This window comes from uncultured Hymenobacter sp., assembly GCF_964242765.1.
Lineage (GTDB): Bacteria > Bacteroidota > Bacteroidia > Cytophagales > Hymenobacteraceae > Hymenobacter.
The window spans coordinates 1-15596 of the sequence record NZ_CAXTBM010000046.1; the positions used below are offsets into that span (position 1 = coordinate 1).

11 protein-coding genes are annotated in these 15596 nt (G+C 51.5%); 4 read left to right on the forward strand and 7 right to left on the reverse strand.

The annotated features are described in order from the left end of the window. The 4 genes from ACFE7X_RS17680 to ACFE7X_RS17695 all read right to left on the reverse strand — a co-directional run. Positions 1-556, reverse strand: a 556-nt coding sequence (locus tag ACFE7X_RS17680) for a DUF4136 domain-containing protein (protein WP_375437014.1), incomplete at its 3' end; no start/stop codon positions are given. Positions 557-914: 358 nt separating this feature from the next. Then, complete coding sequence (locus ACFE7X_RS17685; protein WP_375437015.1) at positions 915-1373, reverse strand: GNAT family N-acetyltransferase; 459 nt, start codon at positions 1371-1373, stop codon at positions 915-917. Between the two features lie 27 nt (positions 1374-1400). Then, positions 1401-3281: an ABC transporter ATP-binding protein gene (locus ACFE7X_RS17690; RefSeq protein WP_375437016.1), complete on the reverse strand. Its 1881-nt coding sequence runs from the start codon at positions 3279-3281 to the stop codon at positions 1401-1403. A 283-nt stretch (positions 3282-3564) separates the two neighbouring features. Then, complete coding sequence (locus ACFE7X_RS17695; protein ID WP_375437017.1) at positions 3565-3825, reverse strand: hypothetical protein; 261 nt, start codon at positions 3823-3825, stop codon at positions 3565-3567. 639 nt (positions 3826-4464) lie between these two features. Here ACFE7X_RS17695 and ACFE7X_RS17700 point away from each other — a divergent pair. Next, on the forward strand, positions 4465-5985 hold the full coding sequence (locus tag ACFE7X_RS17700) for a hypothetical protein (RefSeq protein ID WP_375437018.1): 1521 nt from the start codon (positions 4465-4467) through the stop codon (positions 5983-5985). Positions 5986-6088: 103 nt separating this feature from the next. Here the strand turns inward: ACFE7X_RS17700 and ACFE7X_RS17705 are convergent, their stop codons facing one another. Both ACFE7X_RS17705 and cmoA read right to left on the reverse strand, forming a co-directional pair. Beyond that, positions 6089-6814, reverse strand: coding sequence for a methyltransferase family protein (locus ACFE7X_RS17705; protein WP_375437019.1), 726 nt, complete (start codon positions 6812-6814; stop codon positions 6089-6091). Beyond that, the gene (cmoA, locus tag ACFE7X_RS17710) at positions 6815-7561 is read right to left on the reverse strand and encodes a carboxy-S-adenosyl-L-methionine synthase CmoA (RefSeq protein WP_375437020.1); all 747 of its coding nucleotides are present in this window, start codon (positions 7559-7561) and stop codon (positions 6815-6817) included. It lies immediately after the preceding gene. Between the two features lie 1143 nt (positions 7562-8704). Here cmoA and ACFE7X_RS17715 point away from each other — a divergent pair. Further along, positions 8705-9799, forward strand: coding sequence for an acyltransferase family protein (locus ACFE7X_RS17715; protein ID WP_375437021.1), 1095 nt, complete (start codon positions 8705-8707; stop codon positions 9797-9799). 387 nt (positions 9800-10186) lie between these two features. On the opposite strand, the gene ACFE7X_RS17720 is transcribed toward ACFE7X_RS17715, so the two are convergent. Next, positions 10187-11857 (reverse strand): catalase, encoded by a 1671-nt coding sequence (locus ACFE7X_RS17720; protein ID WP_375437022.1) that lies wholly within the window; start codon positions 11855-11857, stop codon positions 10187-10189. 185 nt (positions 11858-12042) lie between these two features. Here ACFE7X_RS17720 and ACFE7X_RS17725 point away from each other — a divergent pair, with 185 nt between their 5' ends. Together ACFE7X_RS17725 and ACFE7X_RS17730 are read left to right on the forward strand one after the other, a co-directional pair. Next, positions 12043-13242 (forward strand): MFS transporter, encoded by a 1200-nt coding sequence (locus ACFE7X_RS17725; RefSeq protein WP_375437023.1) that lies wholly within the window; start codon positions 12043-12045, stop codon positions 13240-13242. 213 nt (positions 13243-13455) lie between these two features. Continuing rightward, complete coding sequence (locus ACFE7X_RS17730) at positions 13456-15399, forward strand: DUF3857 domain-containing protein (protein ID WP_375437024.1); 1944 nt, start codon at positions 13456-13458, stop codon at positions 15397-15399. Positions 15400-15596 lie beyond the last annotated feature (197 nt).

Below are 15596 nucleotides of genomic sequence, written 5' to 3' on the forward strand. Positions count from 1 at the left end.
CCCGATACTGGTCGAAAATCGAGCGGACCGAGCGGCGCAGCACCACTTCGCCCTGCACTCCGGTAGGCACGGTTACGCCGGAGGCGTAGCCATTCCAAACGGCACGATTGGTTTTGTTGTCAATCAGGGTGATAAGGAGAGTACCTTCGGCCAGAAGCATCCGCACGGGCTGGTAGCCTGTACGCTGCTCGGCGGGCGTTTCATCGTCCTCTATTTTTTCCTCGTTTACCCACCGCGAAATGTCTTCCTGTGCGTAACCACGGAAGCGCATGTCGCCTTCATAAACCCGAAAATTCACCAACAAATCGGGTCGGCGCTTGCTGGGCCGGTAGCCTTGCACCTTCATACGGGTTCGGATGGCGTCGCGGAGTACCTCACCGAGTTTACTGGTATCAGCGGCCAGCCCTTCGCCGGTCACGAACTCATAGGTGCGGTAGCGACGAAAAGCGCCAGCATAGCTGTAATCGGATTCGACGCGGGCTTCGCGGGCAGCAAAGCAGCCAGACAAGGCCAGGGCTAGGCTTGAGCCCACCAAAAGAGTAGAAAACAATTTCATAACTGAGCAGACATGAGGGGAATCACAGGCTTCAAGTTACGAAACTATTTAAAGGTTAGATGCTGATGGTCAGCCTTAAAACCGCAAATTTTCTTGTGCGTCAGCGATCCTTGCTCTCCCTCCTCATGATCCCACCTCTTTTCTCCATCGTTAGGTCCAATATCGAAAGTGGCATGGTGACACTCGCTGGTTTGAATTTTAAAACAATTCCAGCGCAAAAACAGGCTAGAATTGGGGTTACGCAATTGCCTGCAAGCCGAGTTAGCAGCAGCATGTTAAGGTTCTATTCCATAACATAAACTTTTCAAAAGTCCATCTGCTTCGGCTGCGCTCAGCATGATGGGCTTTAAACTACTACCTATGCAGCAAGCTCTTTTTCCAGGACAATAACTAGCCCACGCGCACTCTGCACGGTGCCAACAATATCGAAGCCAGCACGCAGATTCAGGAGCAACATAGCGCGCCAGTGGTTGTAGGTTTGCGTTCGGATGCGGTTGTACCCCTGTTGCTGACACCAAGCATGCTGCTGACGCAGCAATTCTCGGGCAATGCCTTGGCCCCGAAAGCCTGGGTGCACACCGCCTAACCAACTGTAGTAGTGCGCTGGTTTCCGTTCATAGCCGAGCTTGCAGCCGATAACCTGCCCGTCGGCTAGGGCCAACCACAACTGCAACGGACTGCGCTGCTGCTGATACGCAAGATCGGCTGCTAATTCAACCGAGGAGTTTTCCAAGGCCGCTGCCAGCAGGTCTACCACGATTTTGCATAGTGGATCAGCAGCAAGTAGCTCAGTTCGGAACAGATATTCGATTTCCATAGAATCGAAGATAAAGCTTCTGTCCTTCTACCGGTACCCGGCTGCTTGCAACTGAAAGAGCTCCGCATAGCGCCCTCCACGAGCTAGCAGTTCCTCGTGGCTCCCAATTTCAACGGACTTGCCGTGCTCGATTACCAGAATTCGGTCGGCCATGCGGACGGTGCTGAAGCGGTGCGAGATGAGTACGGCCGTTTTGCCGCGGGTGAGGTCGTTGAAACGTTGAAATACTTCGTATTCGGCGCGGGCGTCGAGGGCGGCGGTGGGTTCGTCGAGGATGAGCAGTTGGGCATCGCGCATGTAGGCACGGCCAAGCGCAATCTTCTGCCATTCGCCGCCACTCAGGTCCACGCCACCATTGAAGCGGCGGCCAATCATTTGGTCGTAGCCGAGGGGCAACTTGGCAATGACGGAGTCGGCGAGGCTTTGGGCGGCAGCTTGCTCGATACGGGGGCGGTTTTCTTTTTCCTCGATGCGGCCTACCGCCAGGTTCTGGCCAGCAGGCAACTGGAACCGCACGAAGTCCTGGAAAATCACTCCGATTTCCTGGCGCAACTCGGCGGGGTCGTACTCGCGCAGGTCGTGACCGTCGAGTAGGATGCGGCCCTCGGTGGGGTCGTAGAGGCGCGAAAGCAATTTCACGAGCGTAGTTTTCCCCGCTCCGTTTTCGCCCACCAGCGCCAGTTTTTCGCCGGCCCTTAAGTGGAAGTTGAGGTCACGCAATGCCCATTTTTCAGCGTTTCGATACTTGAAACCTACATTCTCAAATACAAATCCCTCGCGAATTGGCTGCGGGAAAGGCCGCACAAACTGCGTGGCGTCCGGGCGGATGATGCGCGGCTTGAGGTGAAAGAAGTCGAAGAAATCTTGCAGGTAGAGGGCGCCGTCGGCTACGCTGCTGAAGCGGCTCAAAATGCCTTCCAGCAAGCCGCGCATCCGTCCGAACGAACCCGCCAGAAAGGTAAGCTGACCAATGGAAATCTGCCCGCGTACGGCCTGGCTGATAATATAGACATAGGCCGCGTAATAGCCAGCCGCACCTACCGCCGCGAAAAATGCACCCCAACTAGCCCGCTTGATAACGAGGTCTTTGTTTTTTTGGTAGAATTCGTCGGAGAGTTGCTTGAACCGCTCGATCAGAAACTGCGAAAGGCCGAAAATTTTCACCTCCTTGGCCGTTTCGTCGGAAGCGCCGGTTTGGCGCAGGTAGTCTAATTCGCGCCGCTCGGGGGTCCAGCCGTGCACTAACGAATAGCTGCGCTCGTTGAAGTGCGACTCGCCCAGAAAGGCTGGAATAACGGCAATCAGCAAGAGCAGCAGCAGCCAGGGATTGAAGGCCACCAAGCCAAAAGCCAGGAACACCATGGTGATGGCATCTTGCGCCTGGCTGAGCACCTGAGCCATGAGCACCGTGCGCGAGAGGGTCTGGCGGCGGGCCCGCTCTAGCTTATCGTAGAACGCACTGTCCTCGAACTGGTCGAGGTCTAGCTCGGCGGCGTGTTCCATGAGGCGTACCGAGGTGCGGTTGGCAAATAAGTCGCCGAGCAACGAATCGAGCAGGGCTACGCCACGGCCGAGGGCATCAGAGAGGATGGCAAGGCCAAACTCCAGGGCTACCAAGGTGAGAACGGGCGTCAGAAGCCGCTCGGGGGCGGGCTGGCGGCTGAGCTCAACAACCGTATCGAGAATGAGCTGCCCGACATACAGCATAGCTACCGGCAGCGCCGCCCGAAGCAGGCGCAAACCCACATTGCTTAAGGTCAGGGTGGGACTGGTCTGCCAGATCAGGCGCAAAAATTCCGGCAGGTTCTTAAGGGCCGAAAACCGTTCTCGCACCGTAAGCGCCGGCTTGCCATCAGGACGGGGCGCTTTGGCGGAGACTTTCGTTAAAACAGATGATATCCAAGACATAAGCCCAGCTTACGGCAACCTTCGGACCGGAGTGCAGGAGCCGCCGTTTTGGCAGGGCAACATACAGAACTTAAACAGCATCAATCGTAGCGCCTGACCAACGAGTACATGCACAAATAGTGTAGCTACACCCACCAAAACGCGAGTTAGAATCCAAGAAAGAGCGAAACGAAAGACCTACCCAAGTGGACATTGGAATAGCGTTTATCGCTCAAGGTAACTTCGGCCGCTCTGCTAGCAGAGCAGCAAACAGACTGGCCGAAGTTAGCAAAGGCAATAATTGCTAGCGGCTCATGATCTTGCCTTGGTTGTCCCAGTGGCTGGACTTCACTTGCAGAGTGCCCGGCTCCCGCTTGATGGTGCGTGTAAATCGTTCGCCGACAATTGTGCCGTCGGGGCGGCGCTTCCCAAAAAACAAGGTCATTGGCTCCCCATTCTCGTTGGTAAGGAAGGTGATATCGTAGCCCTTGAAAACATCATCAATACGAGATTTAGGCTCGTAGATTTTACTGAGTTTTTTGTCTAGCTGCTCATGAAGTGGCATGATGATAAGGGAGTTAGAAGGTGGTGTGCTGATTCCGGCTATAGCTCAGGGCAAATACAACCGGTTGCTGTAGTTGAAGTGGTTGAGCTTTACTTTGTAAAGCTTTTTTTGGCCTCTGCTCTACACCGCCGCCTTTTACCAGGAAGGCAAGAAAGTAGCCGATGAAGTGAGTGTTGTTTGGTAGCTAGCTTACGTTCTTTACAGACCTCTGTCGTGGCGAAAAATACGTAATACGCCTTGCGGCTAGTACCTATTTTATGCTTTCACTCCACATAGCGCAGGATTTGGTAGGCGGCTAATCAGTCGTTGCCGAACGCTATGCATTCGGCCTTCGACCAGCCTAGTCCTCTGCCAACGTATGTAGTTGCGTTTAACTTAGGGGCACTGAATTATATGCTGTAGAAGTACAACAGCATATAATTCAGTGAAGTGGATCTGCAAACTGCTACCGGCTAAGTTCTCTCTTAACGTGAAGCATCGGAACCAACCACCGAAGCCAGACCGTTCTGCGAAGCCACCTTCGCAACGGCCAATTTCAACCAACAGGGCTATTTCTATTCTAGATAGACGCACGGCCAGACGTACTGCATTTAGCCGCGTTTATCTACGTCTACTGCTTCTCTCCTATCCGCCTCCGCCATGCTGCACACTTTTCTGTTTCCTCCATTCACCGATCCTGTTCGCCAAGTTCAGTTCGAGGCGGTGCAAGCGGCGCTGGAAACGGAGCCCAATGCGCCTGTTTCGTTGTTGTTGGGCAACTTTGCCGTGGAGGAAGGGGGGGAAGTATATGATGCTGTGCTTGTTCGGCCGCATAGCGTGACCATCCTCTTGTTTGTGGCAGGCGGCGGACTGCTGGATATATCGCCTTCAACTCCAAGCGTTTGGCATTTAGGTGAGCAGGCCCTGCGTATGCCCGGCGGGGCTACCAATCCGTTTGGGCAATTTCGACGCTTGAAAGAAGCGCTAGCCGACTGGCTGGTTTCGCAGCTAGGACCAGGGCACGTAGCGCCTGAGTTGATTACGGGACTCACTTTGTTTGCAGCCCCAGTTACGTTTGGGCCGGGGGTAGAGCAGTACCTGCACACGCAGCCCGGCGCCGATAGTTTTCAGTTGGTACAAGACGTAAACCAACTGGTGCGCCGTCTACGCCAACTGGCCCACCCTGAGATTCAACTAAGCAATGCGGAACTAACCGACTGGGCACAAGACCTAGCCGCGGAACACTCGGATGCTCTGGAAGACACCGCCGATACCCTGGCAGATTCAACGAATGAAGGTTACTGGGAACAGAAAGCTCGACGGTTATGGCGCTGGCTAGGCGCCGAAGATGTGCCTCACGATGCGCCCTATGGGTCGGCGGCCGCGGTGGCCGCAAGCAGCGAAGAGAAACAACATCTCGAACAGTTGCGCCAGCAGGTACGCCTTGAACTCAGCCAGCAGCGCCAGGAAATGGAGGCCCGCGAAGCAGAGCGAGAAGCTAGCATCACCCGGCTACGGGCGCAACTGGCCCAAGCACCTGCTGCCTCCAACTCTGCCGTGCTAGAAGCTCGGCTTGCAGCCGAAACGCGCGAAAAAGTGGCCTTGGAAGAAGCTATCCGCGCTTCCCGCTCCGAAGCAGCCGCGCGCAACCAGGAACTAGATGCGCGCATTCAACAGCTCGGGCAGCTCATCGAGCAATTTCAAGCCCGCCCAGTAGCATCTGCCCCTACCACAGCAACCAACCCAACAGCACACCGCTATGCTACCCGAGTTGCTTCTGCTAACCTGTTCCAGCGGCCCACTTCTCAACTTCGGCTGCCGCGCGTAGCTTTAGTCGGCGCCACTGCGGTTGGGCTCGGGTTCGGCATTTGGGGCCTCACGCAAGTGCCTTGGAGAGACGATAAGCCCAAAGAACCAGTCCGTTATTCCTCGGTGAACGAACCCGAGCAAGACGAGAGAGCAGACGAAGAAAGCGCCACCGATGAGCTGCTCGATTCGTTAAATCAGGAAACACCAATTGTTCGAGACTCCGTTGCCAGTGAACCGGAGACTGATCTTGAGTCCTCTGCTCCTGCCACAGTTGAAACCTCCACTATGGAAACTCATGACACCCTCCTGCTGGACCCCATAATCCCTCCTGCAAGTGCTGACTCCGCTACTGCCCCGGCTGAACAACCGTGATGTGTCTAGCAGTGCACTTTTTCAACTGGGTGCAGTAGTAGCTATGGCTAGTAGGCACAAAAAGGCGGCCTTGCGGGGGCCTTTTTGATAGCAGTATGGAAGTCTACTCTGCGACCCACTTACCTGATTTTTTCAGGTATTTAACCAATAGATAAACGAAAGTTAAAGCCCCCAGAATAACTCCTAGCGAGGTATTTCGCAGTTCACCATCATAATTAGTTAGCTGTGGGTAGCCTATCAACAGAATAAGAGCAATACCCACCAGCCAAACAAACTGTGTATTGTATTCCTTTAAAATCCAACGGCCGGCACTAAAATCGTGGCTGCTAAAAGTGTCACCTAGGCCCGCAGGATTTATCAGCCAACGGTTAACCCGGGAACAATAGGCATCAAATTGCGCACCGAATTTACCGCGCAGGAATTTTTCTTCTGCTAGTACAATAGCCTGATATATAAATAAAAATAACGGAATAAACACCGTCATATAAATAAGCGAATTACACAAAATCCCTACTCCTACCAACATCAAAATATTGCCCACATAAAGCGGATTCCGGCCGTGGTTGAACATGCCTTCTGTCACTAAATCTTCGGCATATACTTTTTTGTCTTTTCCGCCGCGCACAATATAAACCAGGCCAATTGATGCGCCCCGAATAAGCTGGCCCGTTACAGTAACTAGGAGTCCAATAGTTATTGGCCAAACGTAATAATGTTCGCCAAATACCTCCGGCGTAAAGAGAGGTGGTGAAGGAATGAACAATGCCGCATACAGGAAAATAAAAAGCAAGTTCCTGTACTTAAAGAAAAAATTACCGATAGAAATCATCTACTTTTTTATTGCAATGAGGCCTGAGAAATTATACCACTTAAAGAAGACCTCGCAGGAAGCAAAGCCTGCTTCCCTTAGCATATGAATGTTTTCGCTGAGCTTATAGGGGATAAGAACATTCTCTAAAGCCTCTCTCTTTTGAGATATTTCCATTTCGCTGTAATGATTACGGCGCTTATAGTTATAATAATATTTAATATAATCTCGATTAAAAATACTATCCTCCGTTAATATCTTCTCAACCAATACTAGCACACCATTCGGAACCATACCCTCGATAATCGATTTCAACAATTTCTCGCGGTATATGGGTCGAATAAATTGCAAGGTGAGGCACAATACTACCACCGAAGCGTTATGTATTTGTGCACCCTGATGTAAGTCGGCTACTTGCAGATCGTATGGTCTTACCATACCTGCTTCTTTTAATTTAATATCGCACTTCTGCAACATTTCAGCTGCATCGTCAATACCAATAAACTTGATATCAGATGGCACTGAAACATCCATACCGATCATGGTAGTTCCGGTCGAGCAACCAAGGTCGTACACGTTGGTGCCTTCCTGCGCATGGTCGCCAGCAAGTTCGGAAATCATCCTTTGAATTTCTCCGTAATAAGGAACAGAGCGGTTAACCATGTCATCGAAGACACCTGCAACCTTAGCGCTGAATTTAAAATCAGACGCTTGCTTTATTTCTTCCTTGAATACTTCATCTGTATTCTTCTCGGATTTTTCTAGCATGAGTTATTATTTTACTGAAGAAGTTGAAACGATTTTAAGATTATTTGATTTCTGATTGTTATTAATTCACACGGCCCTTTAAAACAAAGAATAATTTTATCAATCGATCTTGCACCCTAGAGCCTGCAAATTTAAGTTAATTTCTGCAATGCCAAACCCGCCAGTTTAATTGAAGCTGAGCTTACCGCCGAAAGCCAAGCTCGGCCAGCGCACTAGGTTAACTCCAAACGAAGAATTGGTGAGATACAGATAACTAGCTTTCCTTGGTACAGATACCGTACTGCACCCCGGTTTTGCTCTTGAACAACTTTGCAGTGGGCCAGCATCAATTTAACGGCCCTAGTATGCGTCTGAGCGGTGCGAGTAACACAATTTGAAGCTGTAGAGTACCTACCGGAAAGCCCTATATAGACGCCTGCTACTCGACAGGAAGTCGCGCCTATACCTGACAACTGTGCCTTCAATCAAATGCCAGCAACGGATGTAAGTATATCCTTTCGCCGAATCAACCGTCTCGACATGCCGCTGTAGGTTCACAACTTATATCATTACCCTTGCGGCTTAGTTGCCGCCTTCTGCTTTGTGGCTATGTCTTAACCTAAGCCGGTTCTACTTGCCCTAGATTCAGTCATGCCCACTTAAATCTGGACTACACTGGATTGGAAGAGCTGCATGAGCCCCAAAGTAAACGCCTAAGTAAAATTATGCTTCCACTTGCTGTAGATGCTGACTAGAAAGTTTGAAATACGAAGAAGATCTGTTCGCTAATCAATACCACAGCCTCCTATCGAACCTCGTGTGCTAGTAGCTCATAATACTAATCAACCATGGACATAAGAATACATAGCTGCACATATACACTAGTCATGCAGAAGCAAGAGGAATTGAGAATCTTGAATTTTATCAATAATCAAACTTAGCAAATACTAAATCAATTAACGGAATAGTTTAATTTTTTGCTTGTTCAGGCAGCTTTATTTATAGGTCCTACGCTGTTGTGAACCTAAGGCTCAGACCCATTAAATAATTTCTTTATATTTTTGCACCTGTCAAAGTGCAGTAATGTAATTGGTTTAGCTCCGCACTACTAGTGAAAAGCTTGCTATAGTTTGAGTTAGAGCATTGCCATTAATTGGGGAAGACATGGATAAATCAACATCCCGTTTGATTAGCGCAAATTCGAGTTTATTTCTCGATACTTTAAGGCTATCTGCTGCTTTAGTTGTAGCTATTTTTCACGCCTACATTATGTGGTTTCCTGAAAAGGACAGCACTACTACCCCGTTATTTAATATATCACACGCAGCAGTTGTTATATTTTTTGTTCTCTCAGGATATGTTATTGCTTACACCACTACTATTAATAATCGTGGCAGCTTACAATATGCTCAGGCCAGATTAAGCCGTCTTTATTCGGTGGTTATACCTGCCTTGCTAATTACCGCACTAACCGAGCTTATAGTAAGCTATACAAACTCAGACTTACATGCCATGTATTCTAGAGGCGCCTCATTGCCTCGGTATTTATTGTCAGGTAGCTTTCTAAACGAAATATGGTTCTTTTCTGCGGCACCGCCTATGAACTCGCCGCTTTGGTCGCTTAGCTATGAGTTTTGGTATTATATAATTTTTGGCTTGTGGTTTTTCCGCAGTACGGGCTGGAAGTCAACAGCATTTTTATTGCTTGCTTGTCTGGTTGCTGGGCCCAAAATACTTTTAATGATGCCCATTTGGTTGGTCGGATTTGCCGCTTATCGGTTGCCCAAGCCCAACATTAGCACCAAAACATCATGGCTTTTGGTTTTTGTAGCGTTGAGCGTAACTATTGCAACGGTAGTGTATGTACCCATTTTTCCTCGTCCCATAGGTACACCGCCTCTGTTCTTTGCCAATCAGTTTATCACTGACTGGGTGAACGGTTTGTTTTTTGCCATCGCGCTTTGGTTTTTGCCTTTAAGCAAGCATATAGTTCCCTCTGGAAACTGGGTGACTTCGTTTCGCAAGGTTGCAGACCTTACATTCCCCATTTATGTTCTTCATAATCCTTTGCTAATATTATCGAGAGTTGTTCTGGGCTATGAAAAAAACAACCTTGTGCATATGTGGCAGAATCTTGCTGTAGTATTAATAGCGTCGGCTATTATTGGCGTATTTTTAGAAAAGCAACGTCCGCTTTGGTCTAAATCATTTGGAATGTTATTGGGTTTAAAAGACAAACTCAGAAGAGCGTACGCGTAATATTTTCTTCTAAAATAGTAATAACAAAAAACTAGTAATTTCATTATAACAGCAGGATAATATCACTCTTTTATATTACCAGCGAACAGCTTTCTTAAGCAGTTACTTTTTTACTGTCTTACAACGCTAAGAAAAGTATTGCGGGCTGGCGTAGTTAATTCTATCTGTGCATGATCGTATTTGCAGAACATAATTATTCACCTCAATATCAGTCATGTGTTTTCTTATGTGCCTAGCCTCATAGACATAATTTAAGCTCAACGGCTTTTATTCAAGTTGAAAGTAAGCACCACAAAAAACAGCCTTCCTCATACCGTTGCAGGTACTTGAGGAAGGCTGTTTTTATGGAGGTAGTACAGCACTGTTAAGTGCTGACTACTTAGTTACTTAGTATGGCTTAGCGTCGTGTGCCATTTCTTCGGCTTGTGCTACGGCTTCGCTTCCTTGGCTTTCGTTGTACTGGTTGCCACCTTCAGCCGATTCGCCACTGCGGGCAGCTTGGAGACCTTCAGCCAAACGACGGCCCCAATCTGGGTCACAGTTGGTGCACAGCTCTACCATTTTGTCGCTCACCTTGCGGTTAGCAGAGGCCAGAGCTCCTACCATGTTATTGATTAAGTCATCACGCTCCCAATCTTCGTGCAAGCGGTAACGCTCACCGGCCTGCTTGAAGTTGTTGGTGCGGTCGAGTGTCTGGCGAACCAAGCGGCCGGTGTACTCCGGCGTATGGTCGGGCGCGGTGCGAGGCGCCTCCTTGAGGCCATTGAGGCTGCTGGGCTCGTAGTTGATGTGGTTGTTCTGGCCGGGCGCTGAATCCACGTGGTAGGCCATCTGGCCGTCGCGCTGGTTGGTAGCTACGTGCTTTTTGGGCGCGTTGATGGGCAGCTGCAAGTAGTTGGTGCCCACCCGGTAACGCTGCGTATCCGAGTACGAGAACGTACGGCCCTGCAACATTTTGTCGTCGGAGAAGTCGAGGCCATCTACCAACACGCCCGTACCAAACGCCGACTGCTCCACTTCAGCGAAGTAGTTTTCGGGGTTGCGGTTGAGCGTCATCTTGCCAATGGGCAAGAAAGGGAACTGATCCTGGGGCCAGATCTTGGTATCGTCGAGCGGGTCGAAATCCAACTCGGGGTGCTCATCATCGCTCATGATCTGCACGCACAGCTCCCACTGCGGGAAATCACCTTTCTCGATGTGCTCGAACAGGTCCTGCGTGGCATGGTTGAAGTTCTTGGCCTGAATAGCTTCAGCTTCCGAGGCAGTCAGGTTTTTGATGCCTTGCAACGGCTCCCAGTGGTATTTCACCAGCACGGCTTCGCCCGCTTGGTTCACCCACTTATAGGTGTTCACCCCCGAACCTTGCATCTGGCGGTAATTAGCCGGAATACCCCACGGCGAAAACAGGAAGGAAACCATATGCATGGCCTCCGGCGTGTTAGCAATGAAGTCGAAAATTCGCTCTCCCGTCTGGCGGTTGTGTACCGGATCAGGCTTTTGCGAGTGGATAAGGTCGGGGAATTTCATGGCGTCCCGAATGAAGAACACCTTTAGGTTGTTGCCCACCAAGTCCCAGTTGCCATCTTCGGTGTAGAATTTCACCGCGAAGCCCCGTGGGTCACGCAGCGTTTCGGGCGAGTGACCACCGTGCCCTACCGTCGAGAAGCGCACAAACACGGGCGTTTGTTTACCGGCCGTGTTGAACAGCTTAGCACGCGTGTATTTCTCGATTGACTCGTCGCCTACTTTGCCGTACGCTTCAAATACTCCGTGCGCCCCAGCACCCCGAGCGTGCACAACCCGCTCTGGCACCCGCTCCCGGTCGAAGTGGCTTATTTTTTCCAGAAACTGGTAGTTTTCCAGCGTAGCCGGCCCCCGGCTACCCACCGTGCGCAGGTTCTGGTTGTTGGTCAGCGGATGGCCTTGGCGCGTGGTTAGAGTTTGTGCATTCTCACCGTCGGCCGTGCGCTGGTCGTGGGAAGTGCCAGCGCCGGTGACAGCTGTGCCCGTACCCGACAGGGCATCAGCGGCACCATTCTGATTCTGGTCCTGATCCATTTGAGTAAGTTGTTTTAAGTGTTTAGAACGACAGTCCTAGTAACCAGTAGAAACTCTTTACTAGGGCTATAGTTTTGCGATTTTCGCTATAATATTTGGGTATTCACAGAGAAAACGCGGGTTTTTGTTCCAACCAACAGTCGCCATAAAGCCAACGCAGTGACTACCTGCTACCTTTGTGGCTCATGCCTGCCACCATCACTGCCCCTCGTACGTACACTATCGGCTTCTGGCTGATGTGCTTGTCCTCGTTCTTGTTTTTTGCCAGCTTCAACATGCTGCTGCCCGAGCTGCCGGCCTATCTGACGGGGCTCGGTGGGGGCGAGTACAAGGGCTTCATCATTGCGTTATTCACGCTCACCGCCTGTATTTCGCGTCCGTTTAGCGGCAAGCTAGCCGACACGGTCGGGCGCATTCCGGTCATGGTCTTTGGCTCGCTGGTTTGCTTTGTTTGCGGCTTCTTCTATCCCTGGGCCTCCACCGTCGCGGGCTTTCTGCTGCTGCGGCTGCTGCATGGCTTTAGCACTGGCTTCAAACCTACGGCTACCGCCGCCTTCATCGGCGACATTATTCCGTTGGCGAAGCGCGGCGAGGCCATGGGCTTGCTGGGCGTGGCGGGCTCATTGGGTATGGCGGCTGGACCGGCCTTGGGCAGCCGACTCACGGCGGCGACTTCGCTTAATACGCTTTTCTACTTTTCGTCGGGGTTAGCGTTGCTGAGCTTGCTGGTGCAGGGCACCCTCACCGAGACGCTGCCTTTGGCCCAGCGTCAGCGTTTCAGTTGGAAGCTTCTGCGCCTTAAGTGGGACGAAATACTGGAGCCCCGAGTGTTTCAACCGGCCATTGTTACGCTGCTCTGCCTGTTTCCGTACGGCGCCATTCTGACGGTGGTTCCCGACCAAAGCACGGCCCTGGGCTTGAAAGCGGCCGACAAAGGCTTGTTTTACATGTGCTTCACCTTGGCCTCGTTGGTGATACGGCTGCTGGCCGGCCGCGCCTCCGACAAGTATGGCCGCCTGCCCATCCTGCGAATTTCCACTATCATGCTAGCCGGGGCGCTCGGGGTACTTACGCTGGCCACCCACTCTATCCCGCTTTTCTTGGGTGGTGCCGTGCTGTTTGGTTTGTCCACTGGCCTCAATTCTCCCGCGCTCTACGCTTGGACCATCGACCTGAGCCACCCCGAGCGGCGCGGCCGGGGGGTAGCCACCATGTACATTGCGCTTGAGGCAGGCATTGGCTTCGGCGCTTTGCTGGCTGGCTGGATATTCTCCAACCAAATCGAGCATCTGCCTTATGTGCATGGCTTAAGTTTGATTCTTACGATAGCCGCCGTTCTATACCTGCTGTTCGGGGTGAAAGAGCAATTAATTATAGAGGAATAAACCAGTGATAAGTAGAATATATACAATATTTGGTAGAATGTCCGTTTTATTGCACCTTTAGACTGCCTAACCTATTATTTGTCTCTTATTGGGCGAAAAAATTATACTATTCGCCTGTCTTATTTCATGCATCTATCTGTTACTCGCTGCTTGCGAGCTTTAACGGCCTGCCTAGTATTGGCTAGCCCCCTAACGGCACAGAGAATTACCAACATGCCGATTCAGTTCGGCAAAGTAGTACCCGCCGACTTTGCCAATCCAGCTGCTGCTACCGATACAGCGACAGCCGAAGCCGAGTACCTGTGTGACTTCGGCAACAGCAAGATCGTCGGCGCACGCGACCATTTTCAGGTGGTGTTCGAGCGGACGGCGCGGCTGCGCATCAACCGCAAGTCAGGCTATGAGTGGGCTACGGTGCAGGTACCGCTCTACACCAAAGATGGCAGCGCCGAACGCCTAAGCAACCTAAAAAGCTTCACCTACAACTTACAGGATGGCCGCGTTTCGCAGGTGAAGCTCAACCCCGAGCCGCTGTTCAAGGAAAAGCTCGATAAAAACCACCTTCAGGTATCCTTTACCATGCCCGACGTGCGGGAGAATTCTATTATAGAGTTCACCTACACCATCACTTCCGATTTCGTGTTCAACCTCCAGGACTGGCAGTTCGAGCACAGCATTCCGGTACGCTGGAGCGAATACCGAGCTATTATCCCGCAGTTCTACAACTATAAATCCGTTACTAGGGGCTACTTACCCTTTGCGGTGCAGGAAAACACGACGGTACCTTACAGCACCAACTACAATATGTCGGCGGAGGCCGGCTTGGGGCCTAGCCAGGACACCCGCATTTCGGGGCAGGCGATGCAGCTCCGGTGGGTGATGAAGAATGTGCCCGCGTTTCGGGCGGAGCCCTTTATGACCACCCCCCACGACTATGTACGCAGTGTACATTTCGAGCTGGCCGGCAGCGACTTCACCGGCAAAGACTACCATGACTTGAGCGGCAAGTGGGAAACCCTTTGGAAGACGCTGCGCGAAGAAGAAGACTTTGGAAAGGCGCTGACAGCAGCGGCGCCACTGGCTGCCAAAGCCAAGGCATTGCAACTAAAATACAGTGACCCTGCTGCCCGGGCGGCGGCCGTACTGGCCCTAGTGCAACGCAGCGTGCACTACAATGGGCAGCCGCGCATGTTCGTGTCGCAGCCTTTGCGGCGGACGTTGGAGAAGCATCTTGGCAACGCCGCCGATGTAAACTTGCTGCTCGTGCAGACTCTGCGCCAAGCCGGTTTACAAGCTACCCCTCTCCTACTAAGCACCCGCGAACACGGGCAGGTACAAACTACTTTGCCGGTTATCACGCAGTTCAACTACGTGGCCGCTCACCTTGCGCTGCCCAACCAACCCGACGTGCTACTCGATGCCACCGAGCCTCAGCTGCCGCTCGGCTTCTTGCCCGAGCGTTGCCTCAACGGTCAGGGTTGCTTGGCTGATGCGGCGGGACGGTGGCTGCCTCTGAAACCGGCCGCGAATCATGTGCAATACCGTACCGCCAAACTGCGGCTCACTCCGCAGGGCTTATTAGAAGGCACTGTTAAGCTCGAATACGGAGGCTACGCCGGCTTGGAAGCCCGCCGCCAGATACGGGAAAGCTCGACGGGTGAATACCTGGGACGCATCAGCCACCGCTGGAACGATTGGCAACCCGCCGGCGTGAAGTTGGTGGCCCTCGACTCGGTACGCAAGCCTTTGGCAGTGGAGTTGAACCTCAGCTTCCCGACCGACAACCCGGATGCGGCAACGTTCTATTTGCCGCTGCTTAAAGCAGTGGACGTAACGCCTCACCCCTTCCAATCCGAGAACCGCCTCTATCCCGTGAACCTGGGTATGCCGCATGAATACACCGGTTTAGTGACGCTGACTTTACCAGCAAATTTTATGGTGCAGGAACTGCCTGCTAACCTGATGCTGGCGCTACCTAATGGGGGCGGACGGTTTAGTTATCAGGCCAGCCAAATTACCCCCGCAACTATCCAAATTACCACCCGGCTTCAACTCCTGAAGTGTGATTATAGCCCCGCCGAATACGCTGCCCTTCGCGAGATTCACCAGCGTGCCGCTTCTAAATACGCCGAAATGCTGGTGGTACGCAGGAAGTAAGCTGAATGCAGTAAGCAACTAAATTTATATTAATAATTAGTTTGTTATAATTTAACTTTTTATTGACGAGCTTATCTTATAAATTGCAAACAGGTAATATTCCTTAGCCGTTCTTTTATCTCCGCCAACTCCTTCTAAAATATATTCTTCCTTCCTGCTTTTAGCAGGAACTATCATCGCCTTTGCTCTCCCTCTAT

Coding starts and splice junctions, on each gene's coding strand:
- ACFE7X_RS17685 (WP_375437015.1), bottom strand. CDS start 1,373: ATGGAAATCGAATATCTGTTCCGAACTGAGCTACTTGCTGCTGATCCA.
- ACFE7X_RS17690 (WP_375437016.1), bottom strand. CDS start 3,281: ATGTCTTGGATATCATCTGTTTTAACGAAAGTCTCCGCCAAAGCGCCC.
- ACFE7X_RS17695 (WP_375437017.1), bottom strand. CDS start 3,825: ATGCCACTTCATGAGCAGCTAGACAAAAAACTCAGTAAAATCTACGAG.
- ACFE7X_RS17700 (WP_375437018.1), top strand. CDS start 4,465: ATGCTGCACACTTTTCTGTTTCCTCCATTCACCGATCCTGTTCGCCAA.
- ACFE7X_RS17705 (WP_375437019.1), bottom strand. CDS start 6,814: ATGATTTCTATCGGTAATTTTTTCTTTAAGTACAGGAACTTGCTTTTT.
- cmoA (WP_375437020.1), bottom strand. CDS start 7,561: ATGCTAGAAAAATCCGAGAAGAATACAGATGAAGTATTCAAGGAAGAA.
- ACFE7X_RS17715 (WP_375437021.1), top strand. CDS start 8,705: ATGGATAAATCAACATCCCGTTTGATTAGCGCAAATTCGAGTTTATTT.
- ACFE7X_RS17720 (WP_375437022.1), bottom strand. CDS start 11,857: ATGGATCAGGACCAGAATCAGAATGGTGCCGCTGATGCCCTGTCGGGT.
- ACFE7X_RS17725 (WP_375437023.1), top strand. CDS start 12,043: ATGCCTGCCACCATCACTGCCCCTCGTACGTACACTATCGGCTTCTGG.
- ACFE7X_RS17730 (WP_375437024.1), top strand. CDS start 13,456: ATGCCGATTCAGTTCGGCAAAGTAGTACCCGCCGACTTTGCCAATCCA.